A 21,436-nucleotide genomic window follows, 5' to 3' on the forward strand; every position below is an offset into this window, starting at 1 on the left:
ACGATCTGTCCGTTCCTTTTTTTCATCGTTTTCAGAATTTTTGATCTGCTCCGGCCGGTTCTGCTTTGATGATTATCCTGTGGGCGACAAAATCGCGGGTCTTGCCTTACCAAAGGCCAAGGCCTGTGGTTGAATTCGCAAGGGAGGCAACAATGAAGATCACCAAGCTTGAAACTGTGCGCGTTGCAGAGCGTGCGAACCTGTTGTGGGTACTGGTCCACACCGACGAAGGAATTACCGGCCTCGGCGAAACATTTTTCGGGGCCGGGACCGTGGAGAGCTATATCCACGAATACGTGGCCCCACGGGTCATCGGCCGCGACCCGCTCCAGATCGACCTCCTGGCGCAGGAATTGGTGGGTTATATCGGTTTTCGTTCATCAGGCGCGGAAGTTCGAGGCAATTCGGCGTTCGATATCGCCCTTTGGGACATTTTCGGGAAGGTCACGAACCAGCCGATCGCCCAGCTGCTCGGAGGCTTCAGCCGCAGGGAAATCCGCACCTACAATACCTGCGCGGGGACCGAATATATCAAGAAAGCGACCGGCCAGGCGACCGCCAACTACGGTTTGACCGGTGGCACCACCTATGACGATCTGAACGGCTTTCTCCATCGCGCCGACGAGCTGGCCGAATCGCTGCTCGAAGAGGGCATCACCGCCATGAAGATCTGGCCGTTCGATGCGGCCGCGGAAAAAACCAAAGGCCAGTATATCTCGATGCCGGACTTGAAACTTGCGCTTCAGCCTTTCGAGAAGATCCGCAAGGCCGTCGGCGACAGGATGGATATCATGGTGGAGTTCCACTCCATGTGGCAACTCCTGCCGGCCATGCAGATCGCCAAGGCCCTGACACCGTACCAGACCTTCTGGCATGAAGATCCGATCAAGATGGACAGCCTGTCGAGCCTGAAGCGTTATGCGGAAGTGTCGCCGGCGCCGATCTCAGCCTCCGAGACGCTCGCGACCCGCTGGGGTTTTCGCGATTACCTGGAAACCGGCGTTGCCGGCATCGTCATGCTCGACATTTCCTGGTGCGGCGGCCTTTCGGAGGCCCGCAAGATCGCGTCCATGGCGGAAGCCTGGCACCTGCCGGTCGCGCCACACGACTGCACCGGTCCCGTGGTCCTCTGCGCCTCGACACATCTGTCTCTCAATGCCCCGAACGCGCTGGTGCAGGAAAGCGTGCGCGCATTCTACAACACGTGGTACCGGGATCTGGTAACGGCGCTGCCGGAGGTGAGAAACGGCATGATCACCGTGCCGCCAGGCCCCGGTCTTGGGCTGGAGCTCAACCCCGAGCTCGATCGAACCTTCACCGTCAGCCGGCGGGCGTCCGACGCCTCCATTCTCTAAGGTGCAATTGAAATGACTATATCCTCGGCGACCGTGCTCAAGACCGCGAGCATGACCGGCCCGATGCTGATGCTTCTCGGCATGCTGATGTTTGCTCTCAACGATGCCATGGGCAAGTGGCTGGTCGCGAATTACGGGCTTGGTCAGGTCGTCCTGATCCGCAGCCTGGCAGCACTGATCATCCTCGTGCCGATGGTCTGGTCGGCCGGTCTTGGCAATCTGCTGACCGTCGAGCGGCCCGGCATGCAGTTCTTCCGCGTGGCGTTTTCGACGGCTGAAGTGTTCTGCTTCTATTATGCGGTCATGTACCTGCCGCTCGCCGATGTCATGACCTACTGGCTGGCGGCGCCGATCTATGTTGCGGCGTGCTCGCCCTTCCTGCTCGGCGAAAAGGTCGGCTGGCGGCGCTGGACGGCGATCGCCGTCGGCTTCGTCGGCGTCATCATCACGCTCGAACCCTCGAGCGCCATGTTCAGCATGCCGGCCGTCATTTCGATCGTCGGCAGCGCCGCGTTTGCCTTCATGCTGATCTCCGGGCGTTTCCTGCGCGGCACGCCGGATAGTGCGCTGGTCTTTTTCCAGGTCGTGGGAGCCGGTATCGCCGGCCTTGCCTTCGCGCCCATGGACTGGTCACCGATTGCGTCGAGCCGCGATCTTCTTCTGCTCGGGTTGCTCGGTATCGTCGCCATGGCCGCGCATATGCTGGTCAACCGCGCCCTCAAGATCTCCGATGCCGCGACCGTGGCGCCGCTTCAATACACGCTGCTGCTCTGGGCCGTGATCTTCGGCTGGATGTTTTTCGGCGACATCCCACGGTTCGGAATGATGGTCGGGGCGGCCCTGATCGTCGCTTCCGGCCTCTTCATCTTCATCCGGGAGCAGATGCTCAAGAAGCGTGAGAGCGTGCTTCCCGCTATTCCCGAATAGAGAAAAGCCCGCGATCACTCGCGGGCTTTCCCAAATGGCCGCTGTCGCGCGAAGCCTTCGGCTTACTTCTTGCGGACTTCCTTGAGTTCGGCGACGATGCCGTCGACCACCTCGGCGCCAATGACAGCCTTGTGCTTCTCATAGACGACCGCGGACTTTTCGCGGATGCGCTGCTGCTCTTCCGGCGAAAGCGTGTTGACCTGCAGGCCGGCCGCCTTGATCTTCTCAAGCGACTTCTTGTTGAGATCGCCGATCACCTGGCGTTCCACATCCCGGCCGACGACCGCGCAGGCGCGAAGGGCAGCCTGCTCGTCAGGGGCATAGGTGTTGAAGATTGCCTTGGAGAACAGGAAGAGGAACGGCGTGTAGGCGTGGTTGGTCTCGGTGACGTATTTCTGGACCTCGAAGAACTTCGAGGTATCGATCGTCACATAGGGATTTTCCTGTGCGTCGATCGCCTTGGTTTCGAGCGCCGAGAAGACCTCGCCGAAGGCCATCGGGGTGGCGTTGGCACCGAGATTCTGGAAGGTGTCGAGGAAGATGTTGTTCTGCATGACGCGAACCTTCATCCCCGAGAAATCTTCCCATTTGGTGACCGGGCGAACCGAGTTCGACAGGTTACGGAAGCCGTTTTCCCAGTAGGCGAGATTGACGAGGCCGGCGGCATCCAGCTTCTGGTTCATCATGTCGCCGAACTTGCCGTCGAGCACCTTGTGGGCTTCCTGCGGATTGCCGAACAGGAAGGGCAGGTCGAAGACGCCGAGTGCCGGAACGATGCCGACCAGAGGCGACGACGATGTCACCACGGCTTCCTGGACGCCGGAGCGCAGGGCCTGGGTGGCCTGCAGGTCGCCGCCGAGCGCGCCGCCCCAGAAGGCTGTCAGCTTCATCTTGCCGCCGGACTTCTCGTCAAGGCACTTCTGCATGGCGGCGATGCCGTTGCCGACCGGATGGTCGGCGTTGATGCCGTTCGAAACGCGGATGTTACGCGCCTTGAATTCGGCGAAGGCCGGTGCGGCCGATGCGCAGGCGATGGCAAGTGCAGTAGTTGTGAGTAGCAGTTTTCTCATATTATCCTCCCATGGATGTGTGAGACGGGGTTAGCGGAGCCAGCGTGCAGGGACGAGCACGAGGTCTGGAAACAGGACCAGCAGGAACAGAACGATGGTTTCGGCGATCAGGAACGGCCAGACCCCGGCCGTCACCTTGCCAAGCGGAATGCGCGCTACGCCGCTGACCACGTTCAATACTACGCCGACCGGCGGAGTGATGAGGCCGATGGAATTGTTCATGATGAAGAGCACGCCGAAATAGACCGGGTCGATGCCAGCCTGCTTGACGATCGGCATGAGGACCGGCGTCAGGATCAGGATGGTCGGCGTCAGGTCGAGCGCAGTGCCGACCACGAGCACCAGGATCATGATAGCGAACATCAGCAGCATCGGGCGATCGATCAGCGGCTCGATGTAACCGACGATCTCGGCCGGGATGTTGGCCGCGGTGATCAGCCACGAGGAGACCAGCGCCGCTGCGACCAGGAACATGATGACTGAGGTGGTCTTGGCGGCCTGCAGGATGACGTGCGGCAGGTGGCTTGGCTTCAGCTCCCGATAGATCACCATGCCGACGAAAAGCGCGTAGGCGGCGGCGACGACGGCGGCCTCGGTCGGCGTCATGATGCCGGCCTTGATGCCGCCGAGGATAATCACCGGCATGCCGAGCGCCCAGGCGGCCTTGCCGGTCACACGCAGCCGCTCGCTCATCGGCGCCTTCGGCAGCGGCTGGACATTGTCCTTCCGCACGACGATGAGCCAGGCGATGACCAGCGCAACGCCCATTAGGATGCCGGGAAAGATGCCGGCGAGGAAAAGTTGGGTAATCGACACGTTGGCCGCGACGCCGAATACGATGAAGGCCATGGACGGCGGAATGATCGGCGCGATAATGCCGCCCGCCGCTATAAGGCCGCCGGAACGGGGTACGTTGTACCCAGCCTTGGCCATCATCGGGATAAGGATGGCGGCGAGGGCTGCCGTATCGGCAGCGGCCGAGCCTGAAATACTGGCCATGATGACGGCTGCCATGATCGCAACAATGCCGAGGCCGCCGCGGATATGGCCGACGCAGGCAATGGCAAAATCGATGATCCGGCGCGACAGGCCACCCGAGTTCATCAGCTCGCCGGCCAGGATGAAGAATGGAATGGCAAGCAGGGTAAAGGTGTCGACACCGGCGATCATGTTCTGGGCGATGATCTGGGTGTTGAACATGTCCATGTACCACATGAGCACGACGCCGCAGAACATCAGCGAGAACGCGACGGGCACGCCAATCGCCATGGCGCCGAGAAGCGATACGATGAAGACGATCAGGGTCATCAGGTACGCTCCGCCATCTGCTCGATCGTCAGGTTTTCACCGGCAAAGATGCTGATCTCCTCCGCCGTCGCGCGGCCGGTGACATAGCGGAACAGCCGCTCCAGCGCGATCAGCGACAAGCCGGCGCCGGTAAACAGGCCGATGCCGTAGACCCAGATCATCGAAATGCCGGTCACCGGCGCGCTCATGCTGGCGTTGATCTCGAACTGCTGCCAAGTCCCCCAGAAAAAGATCATCGAGCAAGCGAGGATGACGAGGTTAGAAAGGATCATGCAGACCAGCCGGCCCTTGCGGCCGAAAAGCGCCACGACGCTTTCGACGCCGAGGTGGCCATGTTCGCGAAATGCGACGACTGCGCCGACGAAACTCAGCCAGACGAAGAAGTAGCGGGAAAGTTCTTCAGAGACGGACATGCCGGAATTGAAGGCGTAGCGAAGAACCACATTGGCAAACACCATGATCGCCATTGCTGAAAGCAGCAGGATCAATAGGACTTCCAATGCCTTGAAAAAAAGATCGATTGCCTTTTGCATGTTCCCCTCCGAATTCTTACAAGAGCCCGCGCCGTGCGAAGGTCTTCGTCACCATCGACAACGTCAAATTCCGCTCCGGGCGTTTGCCCCGATGCTCCGCTTCATCGACCAGCGGCTCAAGCGGCAGCCTGGACGTCACGATGCGGTTTCCTATTTGGTATGCGATCAGACTCTCCTCCATCGCAAAGATCTCTCCCGCGCTCCCTCAATTGTCAGGATGTCTGACAACCTCCACCTGCGGTATCTCTAAAGAGAGTTTTACTCGCTGTCCAGCGGCCCTTGACCGCTTTCGGGAAATCCCCTGGATCGATCTAACGAGGCGGCTGGCTAGAAGCTTAGTAAACTTTCAATTGAAGGTCGAGACGGCTTGCCGCACCGTGAAGGTGATGGCGCATTGCCTCCCGAGCGCGGATGGGATCGCGGCTCGCAAGCGCATCACGGATTGCGACATGTTCCGCGATCGTCACTTCGACGATCTCGGTCAACACGGCTGCCTCCCTTGCCGTATTGATGGCCAGATGAATTCGCTCCGCGATAAAACCGAGGAATAGCAGGAAGTATTCGTTATGCGTGGACGCCGCGATCTGGCGATGGAAGGCGAGGTCGGCGAGGACGCCTTTCTCGGTCCACTTTTCTCCGCCCGTCATCTGTTCAAGCGCTTCGTCGAGTTTCACTAGGTCTTCGGCGGTGTGATTGGCGGCTGCGAGACCGGCCGCCTCGATCTCGAGGGGCAGCCGGAGCTGAAACAGGCTTTGAAAACTCGCGTGGTCGGAAAGATTGCCCTGTTCGATGCGAATCGACTGCCTGTGCTCAAAATCGGTGGCGAACGCTCCAACGCCTTGCCGGGTCTCGACCAGACCCTCGTTGCGAAGCTGCGCGATCGCTTCGCGCACGACCGATCGGCTGACGCCAAAGGTCTTCGCCAGAATATGTTCCGTCGGCAGCTTCTCGCCGGGTGCAATCCGGCCATCACTGATCTCGCGCCCGATCTGCGACGCGATCCGTGCGGGCAGATGCTCGTTTCGTCTGATCTGGCTGAAGTCCATTACCACGGCGCCGGCCCTCCCTTGTGACGCTCTTCTATGACTTCCGAATAAAATTCAACTGGCAGCCCGGATTCATCACCATGTCGGGATCGATGGCGTTCTTGATGGCCGTCAGCAGCCGGCGCTTGGTTTCCGGAAGGCGCGCATCGAAATCCGCCCGCTTGAGGCGGCCGATGCCGTGCTCGGCGCTGAGGCTTCCCTGGAAGCGGTCAAGCACCTGGTTCAGGATGGTTTTCGACTGATAGATTCTTTCGAGCCGCTGCTCATGGGGCAGTTCCACGGATGGCAGAACGTTGAGATGGACATTCCCATCGCCGACATGGCCGTAGGAGACGCAAACGCAGTCGGGCAACGCGTCGTGGATCGCCTTTTCGGCCTCGGCGACAAAGGCGGGCACTTTGGAGAGCGGAACCGAAACGTCGCTGCGCATGTGGACACCACGTTTCGCCTGGCCTTCGTTCATCCCTTCGCGGATCAGCCACAGGTTTCGCGCCTGGGCCTGTGATGAGGCGACAGCGCCGTCGAGGACGATCCCGTCCTCCATGACGCCTTCGAGGAACCGCTGCATCAGGTCGCCGATATCGACGAGGCCCGACCCGGAAACCTCCATGAGAACATAGCAGGGATAGTCGGTGGCCATCGGGATCGGCAGGTCCGGGATGGCTTCCCGGGCGAGCGTGAAGGCAAGGGGCGGCATGAATTCGAAGGCGGACATCAAATCGCTGCAGTCGCGCCGGGCACGGCGATAGAGGGTGATCGCATCCTCCAAGGAGGCGAGGCCGACAAGGGCGGTCGCCACCTGGTCGGGATTGGGCGTCAGCTTGATCGACACGGCGGTGACGATGCCGAGCGTGCCTTCGGCGCCGATGAAGAGCTGCTTCAAGTCTATGCCGCGATTGTCCTTCCTGAGCGTCGAGAGGCCATCGAAAATCGTACCGTCCGGCAGCACGACCTCCAGGCCCAGCACCAGTTCGCGTGTCATGCCGTATCGAAGCACGTTGATGCCGCCGGCATTGGTCGAGACGTTGCCGCCGATCCGGCAGCTTCCCTGCGCGCCGAGCGCCAGCGGGAAGAACATTCCCTCTGCGGCGATCGCTTCCTTCAGCTCCCACAGGATGCAGCCCGCCTCGACGACGGCCGAGAAATCGTCGACATCGATCTTGCGGAGGCGGTTCATGCGCTCCAGGCTGAGAACGACTTGACGCTCCGGCGCATCGGGAATGCCGCCCAGCACCAGGCCTGTATTGCCGCCCTGCGGGACAATCGTGAGGCCAAGGTCGCGGCAGGTTTTCACGCAAGCCACCACGTCATCCGTCGATCGCGGCCTCAGGACGGCAACCGCAGCACTGGTCACGTCGCCGTGCCAATCGCGACAGTATCGCGCCATCGCATCCGTATCGGTCAGGACAAGGTCCTCGCCAAGCATCGATCGCAGGAGGAGGCGAGGCTCTCCGGCCGGGTCAGTTTGCAGGCTCGTCATTCTGCGTGGTTCCTTCGGATGATCCGTCCCCTAGCTGGATAGTTTCGTTTGCCCCGCGCCTTGTCCCGGCGCACAACTATCCTGTTTTCAACGGGAGCATATAAGGTTATCAGACAACCGTACAATATAAATTTGGCGTATCCGGGCAGTCATGTGCTTCGGTCGAAATGGGAGGAAGCATGCATATTCTGATCATAGGCGCGGCCGGGATGGTGGGCCGCAAACTGACGGCGCGTCTCATCGCCGACGGTGGCGTTCTCGGCAAGCCGATCGACAAGCTGACCCTTGTCGACGTCGTGAAGCCCGATCATCCGGAGGGGTTTTCCGGATCCGTGGTGACGAGCGACGCCGACCTCTCGATGCCGGGCGAGGCCGAGAAGCTCATCGGGTCCCGCCCCGACGTAATTTTTCATCTTGCCGCGATCGTCTCGGCGGAGGCGGAGCTCGATTTCGAAAAGGGCTACCGGGTCAATCTGGATGGCACCCGCTACCTGTTCGATGCGATTCGCCTCGCAAACGGCGAGGATGGCTACAAGCCGCGGGTCATCTTTACGTCATCCATCGCCGTCGCGGGTGCTCCCCTGCCGTTCCCCATTCCCGATGATTTCCATCTGACGCCGCTTACCAGCTATGGCACCCAGAAGGCCATTTCGGAGCTTCTCCTCTCGGATTACACCCGCCGGGGTTTCTTCGACGGCATCGGCATCCGGCTACCGACCGTGTGCATCAGGCCCGGTAAACCCAACAAGGCTGCATCCGGCTTCTTCTCGAACATTCTGCGGGAGCCGCTGATCGGGCAGGAGGCGATCCTGCCGGTATCGGATGACGTGCGTCACTGGCATACGTCGCCTCGCTCGGCTGTCGGATACCTCGTCCATGCGGCGAATATGGATCTCGAGCGGGTCGGCCCGCACCGCAATCTTTCCATGCCGGGCGTCAGCGCAACCGTCGGCGAGCAGATCGATGCGCTTCGCCGCGTGGCCGGCGAAAGGGCAGTACATCTCATTCGTCGCGTCCCGGACGAGATGATCATGAGAATGGTTGCAGGCTGGGCACCTGGTTTCGAGGCAAAACGCGCGACCGCCCTCGGCTTTACCGCGGAGAGAAATTTCGACGAGATCATCCGCGTCCATATCGAGGATGAGCTTGGAGGCCGCCTGTGATGAGAAATCCACGCGCGAACTAAAGGGTTTAGCCTCAAAAACGCACAGCGGTCCTCGCCCAGGTGTAGGAATGCTTCGGAGCGAGGCCGCGTCATTTATATGCGGCGTTTGAACTTTAGCGATTTATTTCATTCTTGCCGCGTATCCTCCATCCGTAGATTTTTCCGGGCAGATCAGCGGTGCTTGAAGGGCTATGCTTGGTGCGGAAGTGATGACCCTGCTGGAATCCTGTCCGCTCGCCGCGCTCATTGTGAACGCAGCGGGCTTCGTCAGCTTTGCGAATGCCGAGGCAAGAGCACTCTTTGGCGCAGCCGACACTTTGCATGGCACAGCCATAACCGATCTCCTGCCGGGGTGGCCGCTGGACAATCCCGAGGGTTCGCCGGTTCTCTTGAGCAGCAGGGCAGGGGAAGCCCGGACCTGCAATATCAGAGTTTCTCCATGTCCCGGCTCGGGCGAGCCGCTCACCATGGTCTGGATCGATGCCGGCAGCCAGGAGAAATCCGCGGGGCTCGCCGCACGGGAAGCCAATCTCCGGCTGCGATATGTCATCGAGATGTTGCCGCAGGCGGTCTGTGTCTTCGACGCCAAGGACCGTTACGTCCTTTGGAACCAGAAATACGCCGATCTCTATGCCGATATCGCCGAATACCTGGCGCCCGGAATTCCGTTCGAGGAGATTTTGAAGATCAGCCTTGCAGGCGGCAGCATCCAGGAGGTGGTGCCGGACCAGGACGTCTGGCTCAGCGAGCGCATGGCGAAGTTCCGACAGCCCGTTTCCCAGGAGGAGCGGCAAATGAACGACGGGCGATGGTTGCGTTATGACGATCGCCGCACGCCGGATGGCGGCGCCATCGGGATGCGCATAGACATCAGCACCCTCAAGCAACGGGAGGAGTGGCTTCGGCAACTGTTCGACGCCAACCCGATGCCGATGCTGCTCTGCGACGGGGACAGCCTTGCGATCCTTGAGGCCAATCACGCGGCGCTTCAGTTCTATGGCTACGAGCGATCGGCCCTTCTTGCCAAAGCCGTTTTCGACATGCACGCCGAAGGCCAGGGTGAAGAGTTCGCCGCGAGGCTCCGCAATCTCGACGGCAACTGCGAAGCCCGCACCGTCTGGCGTCAGCGAACGGCGCAGGGCCGGGAACACCACGTCCTCATTTATGTCCGGTTGCTCTACGACGGCGGCGATCGACGGCTCCTGCTGACGATCGCGGATGTCAGCGACCGGGTGCTGGCGGAGGCGGAGGCCAACAGGTTGGCGCATCATGATATTCTGACGGGCCTGCCGAACCGTATGCAGTTCTACAAAGCGCTCGATGAGGCATTCAAGACTGAAGCGACCGAGGGAGTCGTCATCGTCTACTGCCTCGATCTAGACGGCTTCAAGCCGGTCAATGACACATTCGGCCATGCCGCCGGCGACGAGGTCCTGCAGCTTGCCGGTGAGCGATTGCGTTCGGCCGCAGACGGACATCTGGTGGCCCGCCTCGGCGGCGACGAATTCGCCATCCTCGTGAAAACCGAAGACCAGGCGGATATTGGCCTTGCCGATCGGTGCATATCGGCCTTGAACCAACCTTTCCGGATCAAGGGACTATCGATCAGCATCGGGGTCAGCATAGGTATAGCCGCGGCAAGCGTTGCCGCCGGCGACCGGGAAACGCTTGTCCAGGCCGCGGATCGTGCGCTTTATCGGGCAAAGTCGGCCGGCCGCAACACCTGGCGGATGGCCGAAGACGAGATTATGCCGTTGGCTGTCACGGTTGGCTGAGGCCACGGGCAGAACCATCGTCGCTTGGCATCTGATCCTGAGAACGCAGCGGTTCCGGCGGGTTTAAACGTCATTCTCAGGATTGACTGCCATGCGACATCTCATGTTCGTAAAGCTGTTCCATGCTCAACGACGCAACTTCGGCAAAGGGCGTCTGATTGCGGACGCGGCCGGCACCGAGGATGACGACCTCGTCGCAGAAGGAAATGGTGCTGTGATGATGGCTGACAACGATCGTGGTGCGGCGCCCGGCTCGTAATTTCAAAGTCTCCACGATCGATGCCTCGGACAAGCCGTCCATGGCATTCGTGGCCTCGTCGAGGATGAGGATTTCCGGATCGCGGACCAGAGCTCTTGCCAGGGCGATCCGCTGTCGTTGGCCGGCCGACAGGCTCGCTCCCCGGTAGCCAACGACAGTTTCATATCCGTCAGGCAGCTTCTCGATAAATTCATGCGCTTCGGCAAGCCTGGCCGCGCTTTCCGCCGCAGGGAGGGAGGTATCGTGGCCGTAGACGATGTTCTCGAAAATGGTGCCATCCACCAGTTCGAGATCCTGGCTGGCAAGCGCAATCTGTCGGCGCCACTCAGCGGGATCGATCTGGTCGAGTGGAATTCCGTCGACAAGAATATTGCCCTGATCCGGCTCGACAAACCGGCATAGGAGATTGACGATCGTGCTCTTGCCGGCGCCCGACCGTCCGATGATCGCGGTCGAGCGGCCCTGGTGAATGTCGAAGCTTACCGAACGCAGGACCACGGGCCGTGTGCTGGAGCCCGGATACCTGAAGGTCACCTGATTGAACTTGATCTGCTGGCGGAGCCCCTGGATCGGGTGGCTACCCTGGGGCGCCGCTGGTTTGTCGGAGGAATCCAGCAGCCATCCAACCTCTTCCAGCGCTCCACTCCAGCCCTGAATCTGGCTCCAGGCCATCTGCAGCGAGCGGACATGCGGTTGCAGCCGATAGAGAAGGACGACGAAAGCGACGATGACCGGGAAACCGACCCCGACCCGCCATGCGCTGACAACCACCCCCAGAAATAGGGCGGAATGCAGCACTTCGGTTAGCGGCGGGAGAGCTGCTTGGCGGCTGTTAAGAACGAAACCCGCCTTCCGCACGGCATTCGAAGCCGCGTCGAAGATCGCTCTTTCACGCAGTTCCTGTCCGAATGCGCGGATCAGGCGCCCGGCGTGAACGAGGTGAAGCATCCTCGCGGCAAGTTCGCTGTTGAACGACGTGACCTTGCGGCTCGGCCCCTTCAGGCCTGCCGACAGCAAGGCATGGATGGCTTGGATCAGGACAAGCCCAAGCGTGACGCACAGCGACATCTGCCACGAAAGAAGCAACAGAAATGCGAGCAGGATAACGGCCGCTGATGCGTTCACGATCGCTGCAAGGATGGTCTGGACCGCATCCGAGGCCCGCCAGGACTCGTTGGAGATGATGTTCAGCAGCCGACCCGGGCTTTGCTGCAGGAAGAACGGGTAGCCGATCGTCAAAAGCTGGTCGGCGAGACGGTGCCGGATCGAATGGCCGGCCTTGCCATATATGAAATTGGCAAGCACCGCGTTGGCAAAGGCCAGCACGTTCTTCACGGTGATCAATCCGAGAATGGCGGCCGCGATGACGATCAGCCGCGTCTGATCGTCCAATCCGGTTCCCACCCGCTGAAAGACGGCGGAAAGGCCGGCCATTCCCGAAGCATCGTTCTCACCGGCAATGATGCTGAGCATCGGGATGACAAGACCGATGCCGGTGCCCTCGAGCACGGCGCTGCTCAGTCCCAGGATAACCACGATAGCCAACAGGCCCGTGTTTTTCCCCAGCGCCTCGCGCAGGAGGTGAGAACTCGATGTCAGGAAATCTAGCATGGCGGCGTTCCCCGTTGCGGTCGGGGCAGATGGCTGGTCGTGTCGGCATCCGCCTGCTTTGGCCACCGAATGGCGAGCAAGGCAAATTTGGCTGCTCCGACCAGGTTCATGGCCACGATCGTCAGGTGGGACAGGGAAATCTCCGGATCGAAACGGTAGCCGCCGAACAGTTCCCGCCAGGCCGATCGGGTCGTCCAGCAGAAATGACGAAGCAGCCAGGGGGCCTTGAACGCATGCTTGACGCAAAGGGCGCCGTTTCCAAGGCTGTAATCCCGGTGAAGCCGTTCGATTGCATCGCGCGTGGTTCGGCCGTGAAAATGTTGGACCGTCATGTCGGGAACATATTCGATTGGAATGCCGAGCTGATGGGCACGAACGAGGTAATCCGTATCTTCTGCGGACCGCAGCGGGCCGCCCGCCCCGAACCGTTCGTCAAAGCGTCCGATGCGGGCTGCCGCTTCTCGGTGCATGGTCATGTTGCATCCGAGTACGAACCCGCCCGGATGAACATCCGGCGTGAAACGGGCGCGGAATCGCGACCGCTTGATTGTGAACGGCAGATCGCGCGGGCTGCCGAGATCAACGCGGCCACCCCGGACGATACACCGCTCGCCTGCCGAATAATGCCGGTTCAGATCCTGGAGGTAGGAGCGCTCGACGATGCAGTCATCGTCGATAAAGATCAGAAGCCTGCCTCGCGCCCGCTCCATTCCCGTATTGCGCGCGGCAGCCAGTCCTGGGCGTAGCTCCACCATCCACCTGACGGAAACAGCGGATTTGGCCGCGATACGGGATAAACGCGCGGCTGTATCGTCGGTGGATCCATTGTCGACCACCACCAGCTCGCAGCTTAGGGAACAGGCTTCGCAGGCGGCTTCGATCGAGCTGATGCATGCCTCGAGCGCGGCCGCTCGGTTGCGGGTGCAGACGATAAAGCTTGCGTCGACAGGGTGATGCGCGTCGGGGGACAAGCGGGGGCTGGCGCGTACGGGTTGCTCGTGCTCCCTGGACATCAGGCGAGCCCTCGAAGCGGTAACACCGTCTTGGCCGGCACCGATTGATAGTACCGTGCCAACCCATCGAGCCTCCGGATCGCCTCTTCCGACATGCGGCTCAACCAGGGCGCAGCAACTGCGGCTCGAAGGCCGTAGCGTTCCCGCCGCCGGATGACATCCCATTTTCCCGTTCGCATAAGAAATGCGTGGGTCAACGCCGGACGCTGCTCGTCAGCAATGAATTGGTAGAGGAAATAGAAGAAGCACAGGGCTCCTTCGGCGTAGCTGCTGGCGCTCGCACCAACTTGCTCGGCGACCTTTCCTTCGATCGCGAGCATGCAATCGGCGGCTCGGCGCACCGTATCCGGCGTAACGGCTGCGCCGATAGCGAGAAGAGCGTCGGGATCGTCGTTGAGAGCCTGCCGTTCGAGGTTCTCGGCGACGATCTTCAGGTGGGTTCGGCGCATTTGCCGCCTGTGCTTGTTGGTAACGCTGTCGCTGTGGATACGATAGGCGATCAGGCTCTCATCGATCATCGCCGCCGGAAACTCACGGGTAATGCGCCTGAAGAGATCGAAGTCCTCCGCGTGGACATAGCTTGCGTCATAAACCAGCATATCCTCGGGAATGATCTTGCGATTGTATATCACCGTCGAATGCAGGAAGATCGTGAAGAACAGCGACAGTATGCGCCAATCCCCCGACTGATAAATGGGATTTGGCGTGCTGCGCACGACGCGGTTGCCGAGAAGCCGATCGACTTCCGTTCCGCAGATCGCAAGATGAGGCTGCTGCTCAAAGAGCGCAATTTGACGGGAAAAACGGGTTGGATAGGAGATATCGTCCGCGTCCATTCGGGCGATCAGATCACCTCTAGCCAGGGCAATGCCCTCGTTCAAGGTTGCGATCAACCCACGGTTTTCGCGTGAGACGATGCGAACGCGATCGTCAAGCTTCTGATATCGGTGCAGAATATCCAGCGAGAGATCCTTCGAGCCGTCATCGATGGCGACGATCTCAAAGCGCCTGTAGTCCTGCCGCAGGATGCTCTCGACCGCGGCAGCGAGATAAGGTTCGCCGTTGTAGACGGGCAATACGACGGAGATCAGCGGGGAGGACATCGTTCGACTCGCAATGGCGTGGCAAATCGGAGTTCCTGCATTTGCGCAGTCTCCGAGATGGCTGTGGCAGACGGCGCGTCATACGTCGGGTCAAGCCTTCTTGTGGGGACGTATGGGAAATAGCGCTTGAGCTGGTTGAGGGGTTTTTCGAACGCCAGCCACGAGATCGCGGCCAATGCCAAGGTTCCCGTGGTCGCAACAATGAGGCGTCCGAAACCCTGTTCCGAGACGTTGAACGGAATCCACGGCTGTGCGCTTACGACGAAAGAGAGGACGATCGGATGGAACAGATACACCCCGTAGCTGACACGTCCGATAGCGGTGATCGGGGGCAATTCCAATAGACGGCCGGGAGCTCCCCGCAGACCCGACGAACAGTATCCGACCAGGGCGGTGAGCGGGATAAGGGGAAGAACCTCCAAGCCGATCCAATTCATCCAGGCGAGCGTCGGTGACAGGGTAAGCGGTTTCAGCCACATCAAAATGGCTGTTGCAACAAGCAAGGGTGCCGAACTTAGCCGCATCCAGTGCGGCAATGTCTGAGATCGCGTGCGATGGAGCGCAAGGAGCGCGCCGGCCACCAGCGCGTCCATCGACGCCGGAGGAAGAAGATCCCGCGCCAGCGAAGGCGTCCCCGTGAACGGCCAATAGAACCGATAGGCAAGCGAGCATGCGATGAGAGCGATGCAGATCGGCTCAAGCCAGCGACGCGGGGCGAGCAGGATGACGAGCGGCCACACGATATAGAACTGCTCTTCGATGCTCAGGCTCCAGGTGTGACAAAGCACCCAGGGCGTCCATTCATCGCGAAGGGCGTACCAGAAATTCGAGAGGTAAAGGGCGTGCCATTTGATGCTACCGCGGGCCTGCTCGAGGTTGAGCAGCCAGACGAAGCTCAGCACTGCAAAGTACGGCGGGAATATGCGCAGGGCCCGGCGAATATAGAACGATCTTATCGCGGTGCCTGGTTTGTACTGGGTGGCAGAGCGCGCTTCCAGCAAAAGCCGGGTTATCAGGAAACCGCTGAGAACGAAGAACAGGCGAACGCCGATATGGCCCCAGTGCGACCCATCGGCCGCGAAAAAATGCGCGTATAGAACCATCGAGACGGCAAGGGTTCTAAGGCCATCCAATTGTCGATCGCGTGCATGAAGCATGGAGCCCCCCAGTTGCGCAGAACTTGTGATAACTCCCGCCTCGCTCGAATTTCACCGCCGTGCTTTTGTTTGGAACCCGAAAACTACTTTTGCACTGCGAAAAGTTCAGGTGGAATCCGACCAAACTGTGGCCGCCCACGTCGCTTCAGACTTTAGCCCCGCAATAGGGCAGCCTTTAGTCCTATTCGCAGGCGCAGAGTTTTCAACCGCACATTGTGGGTCGCCGCTCCGGGACCATCTTCCGACGCGGCGCCAGATTCCCGGTGCGGCTTGATCGACAAGATCGCACGCTCAGCAATCTGCCTGATGGTCGCATCAGGCATTTCAGGAGTGCGTGCAGCGATACACTTTTATACAAATTCGGACGCCCGCGGCACATCTGTGCGACAAACCTCCGGTAGGTCTTCCATGTGATCGATGGCACCGGAGCAATAACGTGCTGGCGCCGGTGACAACTCAACATGGGAGAGGTTTCATGGCTCGGCTTTCTATAAACGATATCATCCGTGACGTTGACGTTGAGCCTGACACACCGCTGCTATGGGTCATCCGCGAACAGGTCGGGTTGACCGGTACCAAATACGGGTGCGGCATTGCGCAATGCGGTGCCTGCACGGTTCATATCGACGGCGTTGCGACGCGCTCCTGCGCCATTCCGGTCTCCAGCGTGACCGAGCAGCAGAAGATCGTCACTATTGAAGGCCTTTCGCCGGACCTGACGCACCCTGTTCAAAAGGCGTGGCTGGAACTTGACGTGCCGCAATGTGGCTACTGTCAGTCCGGCCAGATCATGGCGGCGACAGCCCTGCTGAGCGCCAATCCCCGGCCGACCGAGCAGCAGATCCGTGACGAGATGACCAACATCTGCCGCTGCGGCACCTACAATCGAATCAAGGCCGCGATCGAGCTTGCATCCAACACGATGGCCGGCTGAGGAGGACACCATGAACACGATCACTGTTTCCCGCCGCGGCTTCCTTGCCAGCGGCGCTGCTGCCGCCGCGGGCCTCACGCTCGGCTTTCACGTACCCTTTGCCGGTGACGCTTCTGCACAGTCCGTCACACCCGAGGTCAACGCCTGGGTGGTTATCAGGCCCGACGACACCGTGGTGGTGCGCGTCGCACGCGTCGAAATGGGGCAGGGCACGCTGACGGGTCTCGCGCAACTCGTTGCCGAAGAGCTTGAGTGCGACTGGGACAAGGTCACCTGGGAGTATCCGACGCCTGGCGAGAATGTCAGACGCGGCAGGGTCTGGCAGAATTTCGGCACTGCCGGCAGCCAGGGCATACGCCAGTCCAACGAATATGTGCGCAAGGGCGGCGCGGCGGCGCGCATGATGCTGGTTCAGGCCGCGGCGAATGAATGGAAGGTGCCGGTCGGCGAATGCGCCGTCGCCAATGGCGTCATCACGCATGCGGGCACGGGCCGCTCGACCAGTTATGGCAAGGTTGCAGCGGCGGCTTCCTTATTGACGCCGCCTGCGGCCGACAGCATCACGCTGAAAGATCCGAAAACCTGGACGATCGCCGGCCGGCCATTGAAGCGTCTGGACACGGCGGAGAAATTGAACGGCCGCCAAGTCTACAGCATCGATATGAAGCTGCCGGGCATGCTGAATGCCGCGCTGAAAGTCTGTCCGGTCTTCGGCGGCAAGATCAAGAGCTTCGATGTCACCCAAATCGAGAAGATGCCTGGCTTCAGGAAAGCTGTAAGGCTGGGCGATACGGGCGTCGCTGTGATCGCCGACACCTGGTGGCGCGCCAAGACGGCACTCGACGCCCTGCCGATCGAATGGGATGAAGGCCCGAACGCCAAAGTGCAGCAGGCCGATATTCTTGCGGCACAGCAAGAAGGCTTGACGGCCCGTGAAGCCATTCTCGGCAGCAAGAACGGCGATGTGCCGGCGGCTCTCGCGAGCGCCAGGCGGACCGTCGAGGCCGTCTATGCCGTACCGCACCAGCACCACGTCACGATGGAGCCGATGAACGCGACGGCGCTCTGGACGGCTGAGAAATGCGAGGTCTGGACGGCCACCCAGAACGCCGAGGCAGCTCTCGCCACCGCCGCGGAGGTTTCCGGCCTGCCGATCGACAAGAACGAAGTCTACCGGCTGCATCTGGGCGGCGGATTTGGCCGACGCTCGTCGAGCCACGATTTCGTGCGCTACGCCGTGTTGATCGCGAAGGAGATGCCGGGCACGCCGATCAAGACGATATGGTCGCGCGAAGAAGACATGACCCATGGCTGGTATCATCCCGCCACGCAGTGCCGCCTAGTCGCAGGATTTGACGAACAGGACAACCTGAGCGCGTTGCACATGCGGATTTCCGGCCAATCCATCCTCGCAACCCTCAATCCTGACCGTCTGCAAAACGGCCGCGATGCGGCGACATTCCAGGGCCTCAACCCCCAGGGGCCGGAAAGCCAGTTGGGTTATACGGTTCCGAACCTGTTGATCGAGCATGCGATGCGGAATCCGCATGTGCCCGCAGGCTTCTGGCGCGGCGTCAACAATAATCAGAACGCCATCTATCTGGAGTGCTTCCTGGATGAGCTCGCGCATTCGTCGAAACAGGATCCGCTGGAGTTTCGCCGCAAGCTGATGACGAACCATCCGAAACATCGGGCGGTGCTCGACGCTGTCGCAGAGAAGGTAGGATGGGGCACGCCGGCGCCTGCCGGTGTCTATCGCGGCATCGCACAGCAGATGGGCTTTGGCAGTTACGTCGCGGCCTGCGCCGAAGTCTCGGTAAGCGAGGCCGGCATCTTGAAGATCCATCGCATCGTCGCAGCGACGGATTGCGGCCATGCCGTCAATCCGCAGCAGATCGCTGCGCAGGTCGAGGGCTCCTTCGTCTACGGCCTGACCGCAGCGCTCTATGGCGAGATCACCATCGCCAATGGCCGGGTCGAGCAGGAGAATTTCGATACCTACCAGATGCTGCGCATGGACGAGATGTTCGACGTCGAAACGATTATCATGCCGTCAGGCGGCTTTTGGGGCGGTGTGGGCGAGCCGACGATTTTCGTCGCGGCGCCGGCGGTGCTGAACGCCATCTTTGCTGCAACCGGCATAAGGGTGCGGCAGGTTCCGCTGTCGAAAACCAGTCTGAAGAAGGCGTAAGCACACCAACTGTCGCAAAGTGAGTGGCATCGATGAAACGGGTGCGGCGCATGAGGGAAGTTTGGATCTCGATCGGTCTTCTAATGGCGTCATCTCCCGCGATGGGGCAGCCGGCGGTTAGTCCGGCTGCACCGCCGCCGGGCGCGTCATCCTGCTCGGGTTGCCATGCACCGTCAGCCGTCGGCCATTCGATCGGTTCGCTGCGGGGTCTTTCCGCGCCCGACATCCTTGGTGCTCTGCAAGCTTTCCGCAATGGCGAACGCGAGGCAACGGTGATGGGTCGTATCGCAAAGGGCTTTAGCGATGGCGAGATGCGCGCCATCGCTAAATGGCTGGCAAGGGGAGACGAATGACACGAGCTTCCTTCAATCGTCGGGCAGTGCTTCAGGCTGGTGCGGCTCTCAGCGCAGTCGCGGCACTGGCGCGGCCTGCGATTGCGCAGTCGGCTGGCCGCGTCGTGGTAGTCGGCGGCGGCTTCGCCGGGGCAACCTGCGCGCGCGAACTCAAGCGCGGCGGTTTCAACGTGACACTCGTGGAGCCGTCGGCAACCTATACGGCGTGCCCGTTCAGCAACGGAGTGCTTGCCGGCTTGCGACCGCTGTCGCGGCAGCAGTTCACCTATGACGCACTCAAGAAGGACGGGCTGGCGGTTGTCGCGCAGCGTGCGACAAAGATTGACGGGCAGCAGAAACGCGTCTCGTTGTCGGATGGTACGATACTTGGGTACGACCGCCTCGTGCTCGCGCCGGGCATCGACCTGCGCTTCGACGCACTGCCGGGCTACTCGGAAGACGTCGCACAGATCATGCCGCATGCCTGGAAAGCCGGTGAGCAGACCTCGTTGCTGCGCAGCCAGCTGGAAGCGATGCCGGATGGCGGTACCGTGATAATCTCAGTGCCGGCAAATCCCTATCGGTGCCCGCCGGGCCCGTATGAACGGGCGAGCCTGATCGCATATTATCTCAAAACTCAAAAGCCGCGCGCGAAGCTCATCGTTCTCGATGCCAAGGACACGTTCTCGAAGCAGGGACTGTTTCAGGCGGCGTGGAAGGCGCTTTATCCGAACCTCGAATGGGTCTCGATGTCGTCGGGCGGCAAGGTCATCGAGGTCGACGTCGGGGAGAAGGTGCTCGTCACCGAGTTCGGCCGCCACAAGGGCGACGTCGTCAATGTCATTCCGCCGCAGCGCGCGGGCGAGATTGCCGCGCTTGCAGGCGCTACCGACCGCAGCGGTTGGTGTCCGATCGATCCGGTCACCTTCGAGTCGCGACAGCAGGCGGGCATCCACATTATCGGCGACGCCTGCGTCGCCGGCGGCATGCCGAAATCGGCCTTCGCGGCAAATGCGCAAGCGAAAGTCTGCGCCGCGGCGATCGCAAGTCTGCTGGGTGGCCGGGCACCGGAGACGCCGAAATTGATCAACACCTGCTACAGCCTGGTTGCACCCGATTACGGCATCACGGTCGCGGGTGTCTATCGGCCCGTCAACGGCGTGCTGACAGACGTGGAGGGGGCAGGCGGTGTCAGCCCGGCCGATAGTTCAGCCGCCTTCCGCTCGCTGGAAGCCTCGCACGCCGATGCCTGGTTCCGCACCATCACGGATGAAGTCTTTGGTTAGGTGGCTGCTCCTCATTGCTGCGCTATCCGTCGCCCCGCCGGCGATAGCACAATTGCGCGCTTTCACTGTGGTCGGCGACGCCATTCCGCAATCGCTGACCGGACAAGCCGGCGACGCGGCGCGGGGTCGCGCCATCGTCACCGACCGCCAAAAGGGGCTTTGCCTCCTGTGCCATACCGGACCGTTCCCCGAACAGCGGTTTCAGGGCAATCTCGCGCCGGATCTTCGCGGCGCCGGCAGCCGGTCGGATGAGGGGCAGTTGCGGTTGCGTCTGGTGGACAGCAGCAAAGTGAACCCGTCGACGATCATGCCGGCTTATTATCGTCTCGATGGTCTGACGCGAGTCGGGGGTGCCTGGCAGGGCAAGCCCGTCTTGTCGGCTGAGGAAGTCGAGGACGTCGTGGCCTTCCTGCTGACGTTGAAGGATACGCCATGACGGAGAGATCGGTCCAACCAAGGCTTTCTCGCCGCGCCGCACTTGTCGGCGGCCTTGCACTGATCGTGGCGCGGCCGGCGCGTGCCACGCCGGAGGCTATGCAGGACGCCATCCGCGATTTCATTGGAAGTGCCCCGGTCAGGGCCGGTCGTGTGAAGATGGACATTCCGCCGCTCGTTGAGAACGGCAATTCCGTGCCGCTTGCGATCACCGTCGAAAGCCCGATGACAGAAGGTGACTTCGTCAAGGCGATTGCGGTCTTCAACGAGAAGAACCCGCAGCCGAACATCGGCGTTTTCCATCTGAGCCCTCGATCCGGCCGGGCGTTCGTATCGACACGCATCCGGCTCGGTGATTCCCAGAACATCACGGCGATTGCTCAGATGAGCGACGGCAGTTTTTGGTCCGGCTCGGTCGAATTGATCGTCACCCTTCCGGCCTGCGCGGAGAATTGA

At 61.0% G+C, this 21,436-nt stretch carries 20 protein-coding genes; 10 read left to right on the top strand and 10 right to left on the bottom strand.

Annotated elements, in window-relative coordinates:
* Positions 1–152 precede the first annotated feature (152 nt).
* The gene (locus tag ACSQ3G_RS25485) at positions 153–1,355 is read left to right on the top strand and encodes a mandelate racemase/muconate lactonizing enzyme family protein (RefSeq protein ID WP_436112213.1); all 1,203 of its coding nucleotides are present in this window, start codon (positions 153–155) and stop codon (positions 1,353–1,355) included.
* 12 nt (positions 1,356–1,367) lie between these two features.
* Complete coding sequence (locus ACSQ3G_RS25490; protein WP_436112214.1) at positions 1,368–2,282, top strand: DMT family transporter; 915 nt, start codon at positions 1,368–1,370, stop codon at positions 2,280–2,282.
* Between the two features lie 62 nt (positions 2,283–2,344).
* On the opposite strand, the gene ACSQ3G_RS25495 is transcribed toward ACSQ3G_RS25490, so the two are convergent.
* From ACSQ3G_RS25495 to ACSQ3G_RS25520, 6 genes are all read right to left on the bottom strand, one after another.
* Positions 2,345–3,352: a TRAP transporter substrate-binding protein gene (locus ACSQ3G_RS25495; RefSeq protein WP_105403271.1), complete on the bottom strand. Its 1,008-nt coding sequence runs from the start codon at positions 3,350–3,352 to the stop codon at positions 2,345–2,347.
* Between the two features lie 30 nt (positions 3,353–3,382).
* Complete coding sequence (locus tag ACSQ3G_RS25500) at positions 3,383–4,660, bottom strand: TRAP transporter large permease (RefSeq protein ID WP_105403272.1); 1,278 nt, start codon at positions 4,658–4,660, stop codon at positions 3,383–3,385.
* Positions 4,660–5,193, bottom strand: a complete 534-nt coding sequence (locus ACSQ3G_RS25505; RefSeq protein WP_046666103.1) for a TRAP transporter small permease — start codon at positions 5,191–5,193, stop codon at positions 4,660–4,662. Before ACSQ3G_RS25505 ends, ACSQ3G_RS25500 begins: the two co-directional genes overlap by 1 nt.
* A gap of 16 nt (positions 5,194–5,209) precedes the next feature.
* Positions 5,210–5,332 carry a hypothetical protein gene (locus tag ACSQ3G_RS25510; RefSeq protein ID WP_436112215.1) on the bottom strand — a complete coding sequence of 41 codons (123 nt, stop codon included), beginning with the start codon at positions 5,330–5,332 and terminating at the stop codon, positions 5,210–5,212.
* Between the two features lie 196 nt (positions 5,333–5,528).
* Positions 5,529–6,239, bottom strand: a complete 711-nt coding sequence (locus ACSQ3G_RS25515; RefSeq protein ID WP_105420244.1) for a FadR/GntR family transcriptional regulator — start codon at positions 6,237–6,239, stop codon at positions 5,529–5,531.
* 34 nt (positions 6,240–6,273) lie between these two features.
* The gene (locus ACSQ3G_RS25520) at positions 6,274–7,719 is read right to left on the bottom strand and encodes an FAD-binding oxidoreductase (protein ID WP_436112216.1); all 1,446 of its coding nucleotides are present in this window, start codon (positions 7,717–7,719) and stop codon (positions 6,274–6,276) included.
* A gap of 179 nt (positions 7,720–7,898) precedes the next feature.
* Here ACSQ3G_RS25520 and denD point away from each other — a divergent pair, with 179 nt between their 5' ends.
* Together denD and ACSQ3G_RS25530 are read left to right on the top strand one after the other, a co-directional pair.
* Complete coding sequence (gene denD, locus ACSQ3G_RS25525; RefSeq protein ID WP_436112217.1) at positions 7,899–8,882, top strand: D-erythronate dehydrogenase; 984 nt, start codon at positions 7,899–7,901, stop codon at positions 8,880–8,882.
* 211 nt (positions 8,883–9,093) lie between these two features.
* Positions 9,094–10,659 (top strand): diguanylate cyclase domain-containing protein, encoded by a 1,566-nt coding sequence (locus ACSQ3G_RS25530; RefSeq protein WP_436112218.1) that lies wholly within the window; start codon positions 9,094–9,096, stop codon positions 10,657–10,659.
* A 76-nt stretch (positions 10,660–10,735) separates the two neighbouring features.
* Here the strand turns inward: ACSQ3G_RS25530 and ACSQ3G_RS25535 are convergent, their stop codons facing one another.
* From ACSQ3G_RS25535 to ACSQ3G_RS25550, 4 genes are read right to left on the bottom strand one after another with little or no spacing between them, the layout of a single operon-like run.
* Positions 10,736–12,529, bottom strand: coding sequence for an ABC transporter ATP-binding protein (locus ACSQ3G_RS25535; RefSeq protein WP_436112219.1), 1,794 nt, complete (start codon positions 12,527–12,529; stop codon positions 10,736–10,738).
* Entirely contained in the window at positions 12,523–13,542 is a 1,020-nt protein-coding gene (locus ACSQ3G_RS25540) for a glycosyltransferase family 2 protein (protein ID WP_436112220.1), read from the bottom strand. The genes ACSQ3G_RS25535 and ACSQ3G_RS25540 overlap by 7 nt, the downstream gene beginning before the upstream one ends.
* Complete coding sequence (locus ACSQ3G_RS25545) at positions 13,542–14,645, bottom strand: glycosyltransferase family 2 protein (protein WP_436112221.1); 1,104 nt, start codon at positions 14,643–14,645, stop codon at positions 13,542–13,544. The genes ACSQ3G_RS25540 and ACSQ3G_RS25545 overlap by 1 nt, the downstream gene beginning before the upstream one ends.
* Positions 14,630–15,802, bottom strand: coding sequence for an acyltransferase family protein (locus ACSQ3G_RS25550; RefSeq protein WP_436112222.1), 1,173 nt, complete (start codon positions 15,800–15,802; stop codon positions 14,630–14,632). Before ACSQ3G_RS25550 ends, ACSQ3G_RS25545 begins: the two co-directional genes overlap by 16 nt.
* A gap of 475 nt (positions 15,803–16,277) precedes the next feature.
* Here ACSQ3G_RS25550 and ACSQ3G_RS25555 point away from each other — a divergent pair, with 475 nt between their 5' ends.
* The 6 genes from ACSQ3G_RS25555 to ACSQ3G_RS25580 are packed head-to-tail and all read left to right on the top strand — an operon-like array spanning position 16,278 to position 21,436.
* The gene (locus tag ACSQ3G_RS25555) at positions 16,278–16,736 is read left to right on the top strand and encodes a (2Fe-2S)-binding protein (RefSeq protein WP_046637041.1); all 459 of its coding nucleotides are present in this window, start codon (positions 16,278–16,280) and stop codon (positions 16,734–16,736) included.
* A 10-nt stretch (positions 16,737–16,746) separates the two neighbouring features.
* Entirely contained in the window at positions 16,747–18,927 is a 2,181-nt protein-coding gene (locus ACSQ3G_RS25560) for a xanthine dehydrogenase family protein molybdopterin-binding subunit (RefSeq protein ID WP_436112223.1), read from the top strand.
* 32 nt (positions 18,928–18,959) lie between these two features.
* Positions 18,960–19,280, top strand: coding sequence for a c-type cytochrome (locus tag ACSQ3G_RS25565; protein ID WP_436112224.1), 321 nt, complete (start codon positions 18,960–18,962; stop codon positions 19,278–19,280).
* A complete protein-coding gene (locus tag ACSQ3G_RS25570; RefSeq protein WP_436112225.1) occupies positions 19,277–20,545 on the top strand; it encodes an FAD-dependent oxidoreductase in 1,269 nt (422 codons plus the stop codon). The genes ACSQ3G_RS25565 and ACSQ3G_RS25570 overlap by 4 nt, the downstream gene beginning before the upstream one ends.
* Positions 20,529–20,981: a sulfur oxidation c-type cytochrome SoxX gene (gene soxX, locus ACSQ3G_RS25575; protein WP_436112226.1), complete on the top strand. Its 453-nt coding sequence runs from the start codon at positions 20,529–20,531 to the stop codon at positions 20,979–20,981. The genes ACSQ3G_RS25570 and soxX overlap by 17 nt, the downstream gene beginning before the upstream one ends.
* On the top strand, positions 20,978–21,436 hold the full coding sequence (locus ACSQ3G_RS25580; protein WP_436112227.1) for a SoxY-related AACIE arm protein: 459 nt from the start codon (positions 20,978–20,980) through the stop codon (positions 21,434–21,436). The genes soxX and ACSQ3G_RS25580 overlap by 4 nt, the downstream gene beginning before the upstream one ends.

The organism is Neorhizobium tomejilense, from assembly GCF_964254135.1.
Lineage (GTDB): Bacteria > Pseudomonadota > Alphaproteobacteria > Rhizobiales > Rhizobiaceae > Neorhizobium > Neorhizobium tomejilense.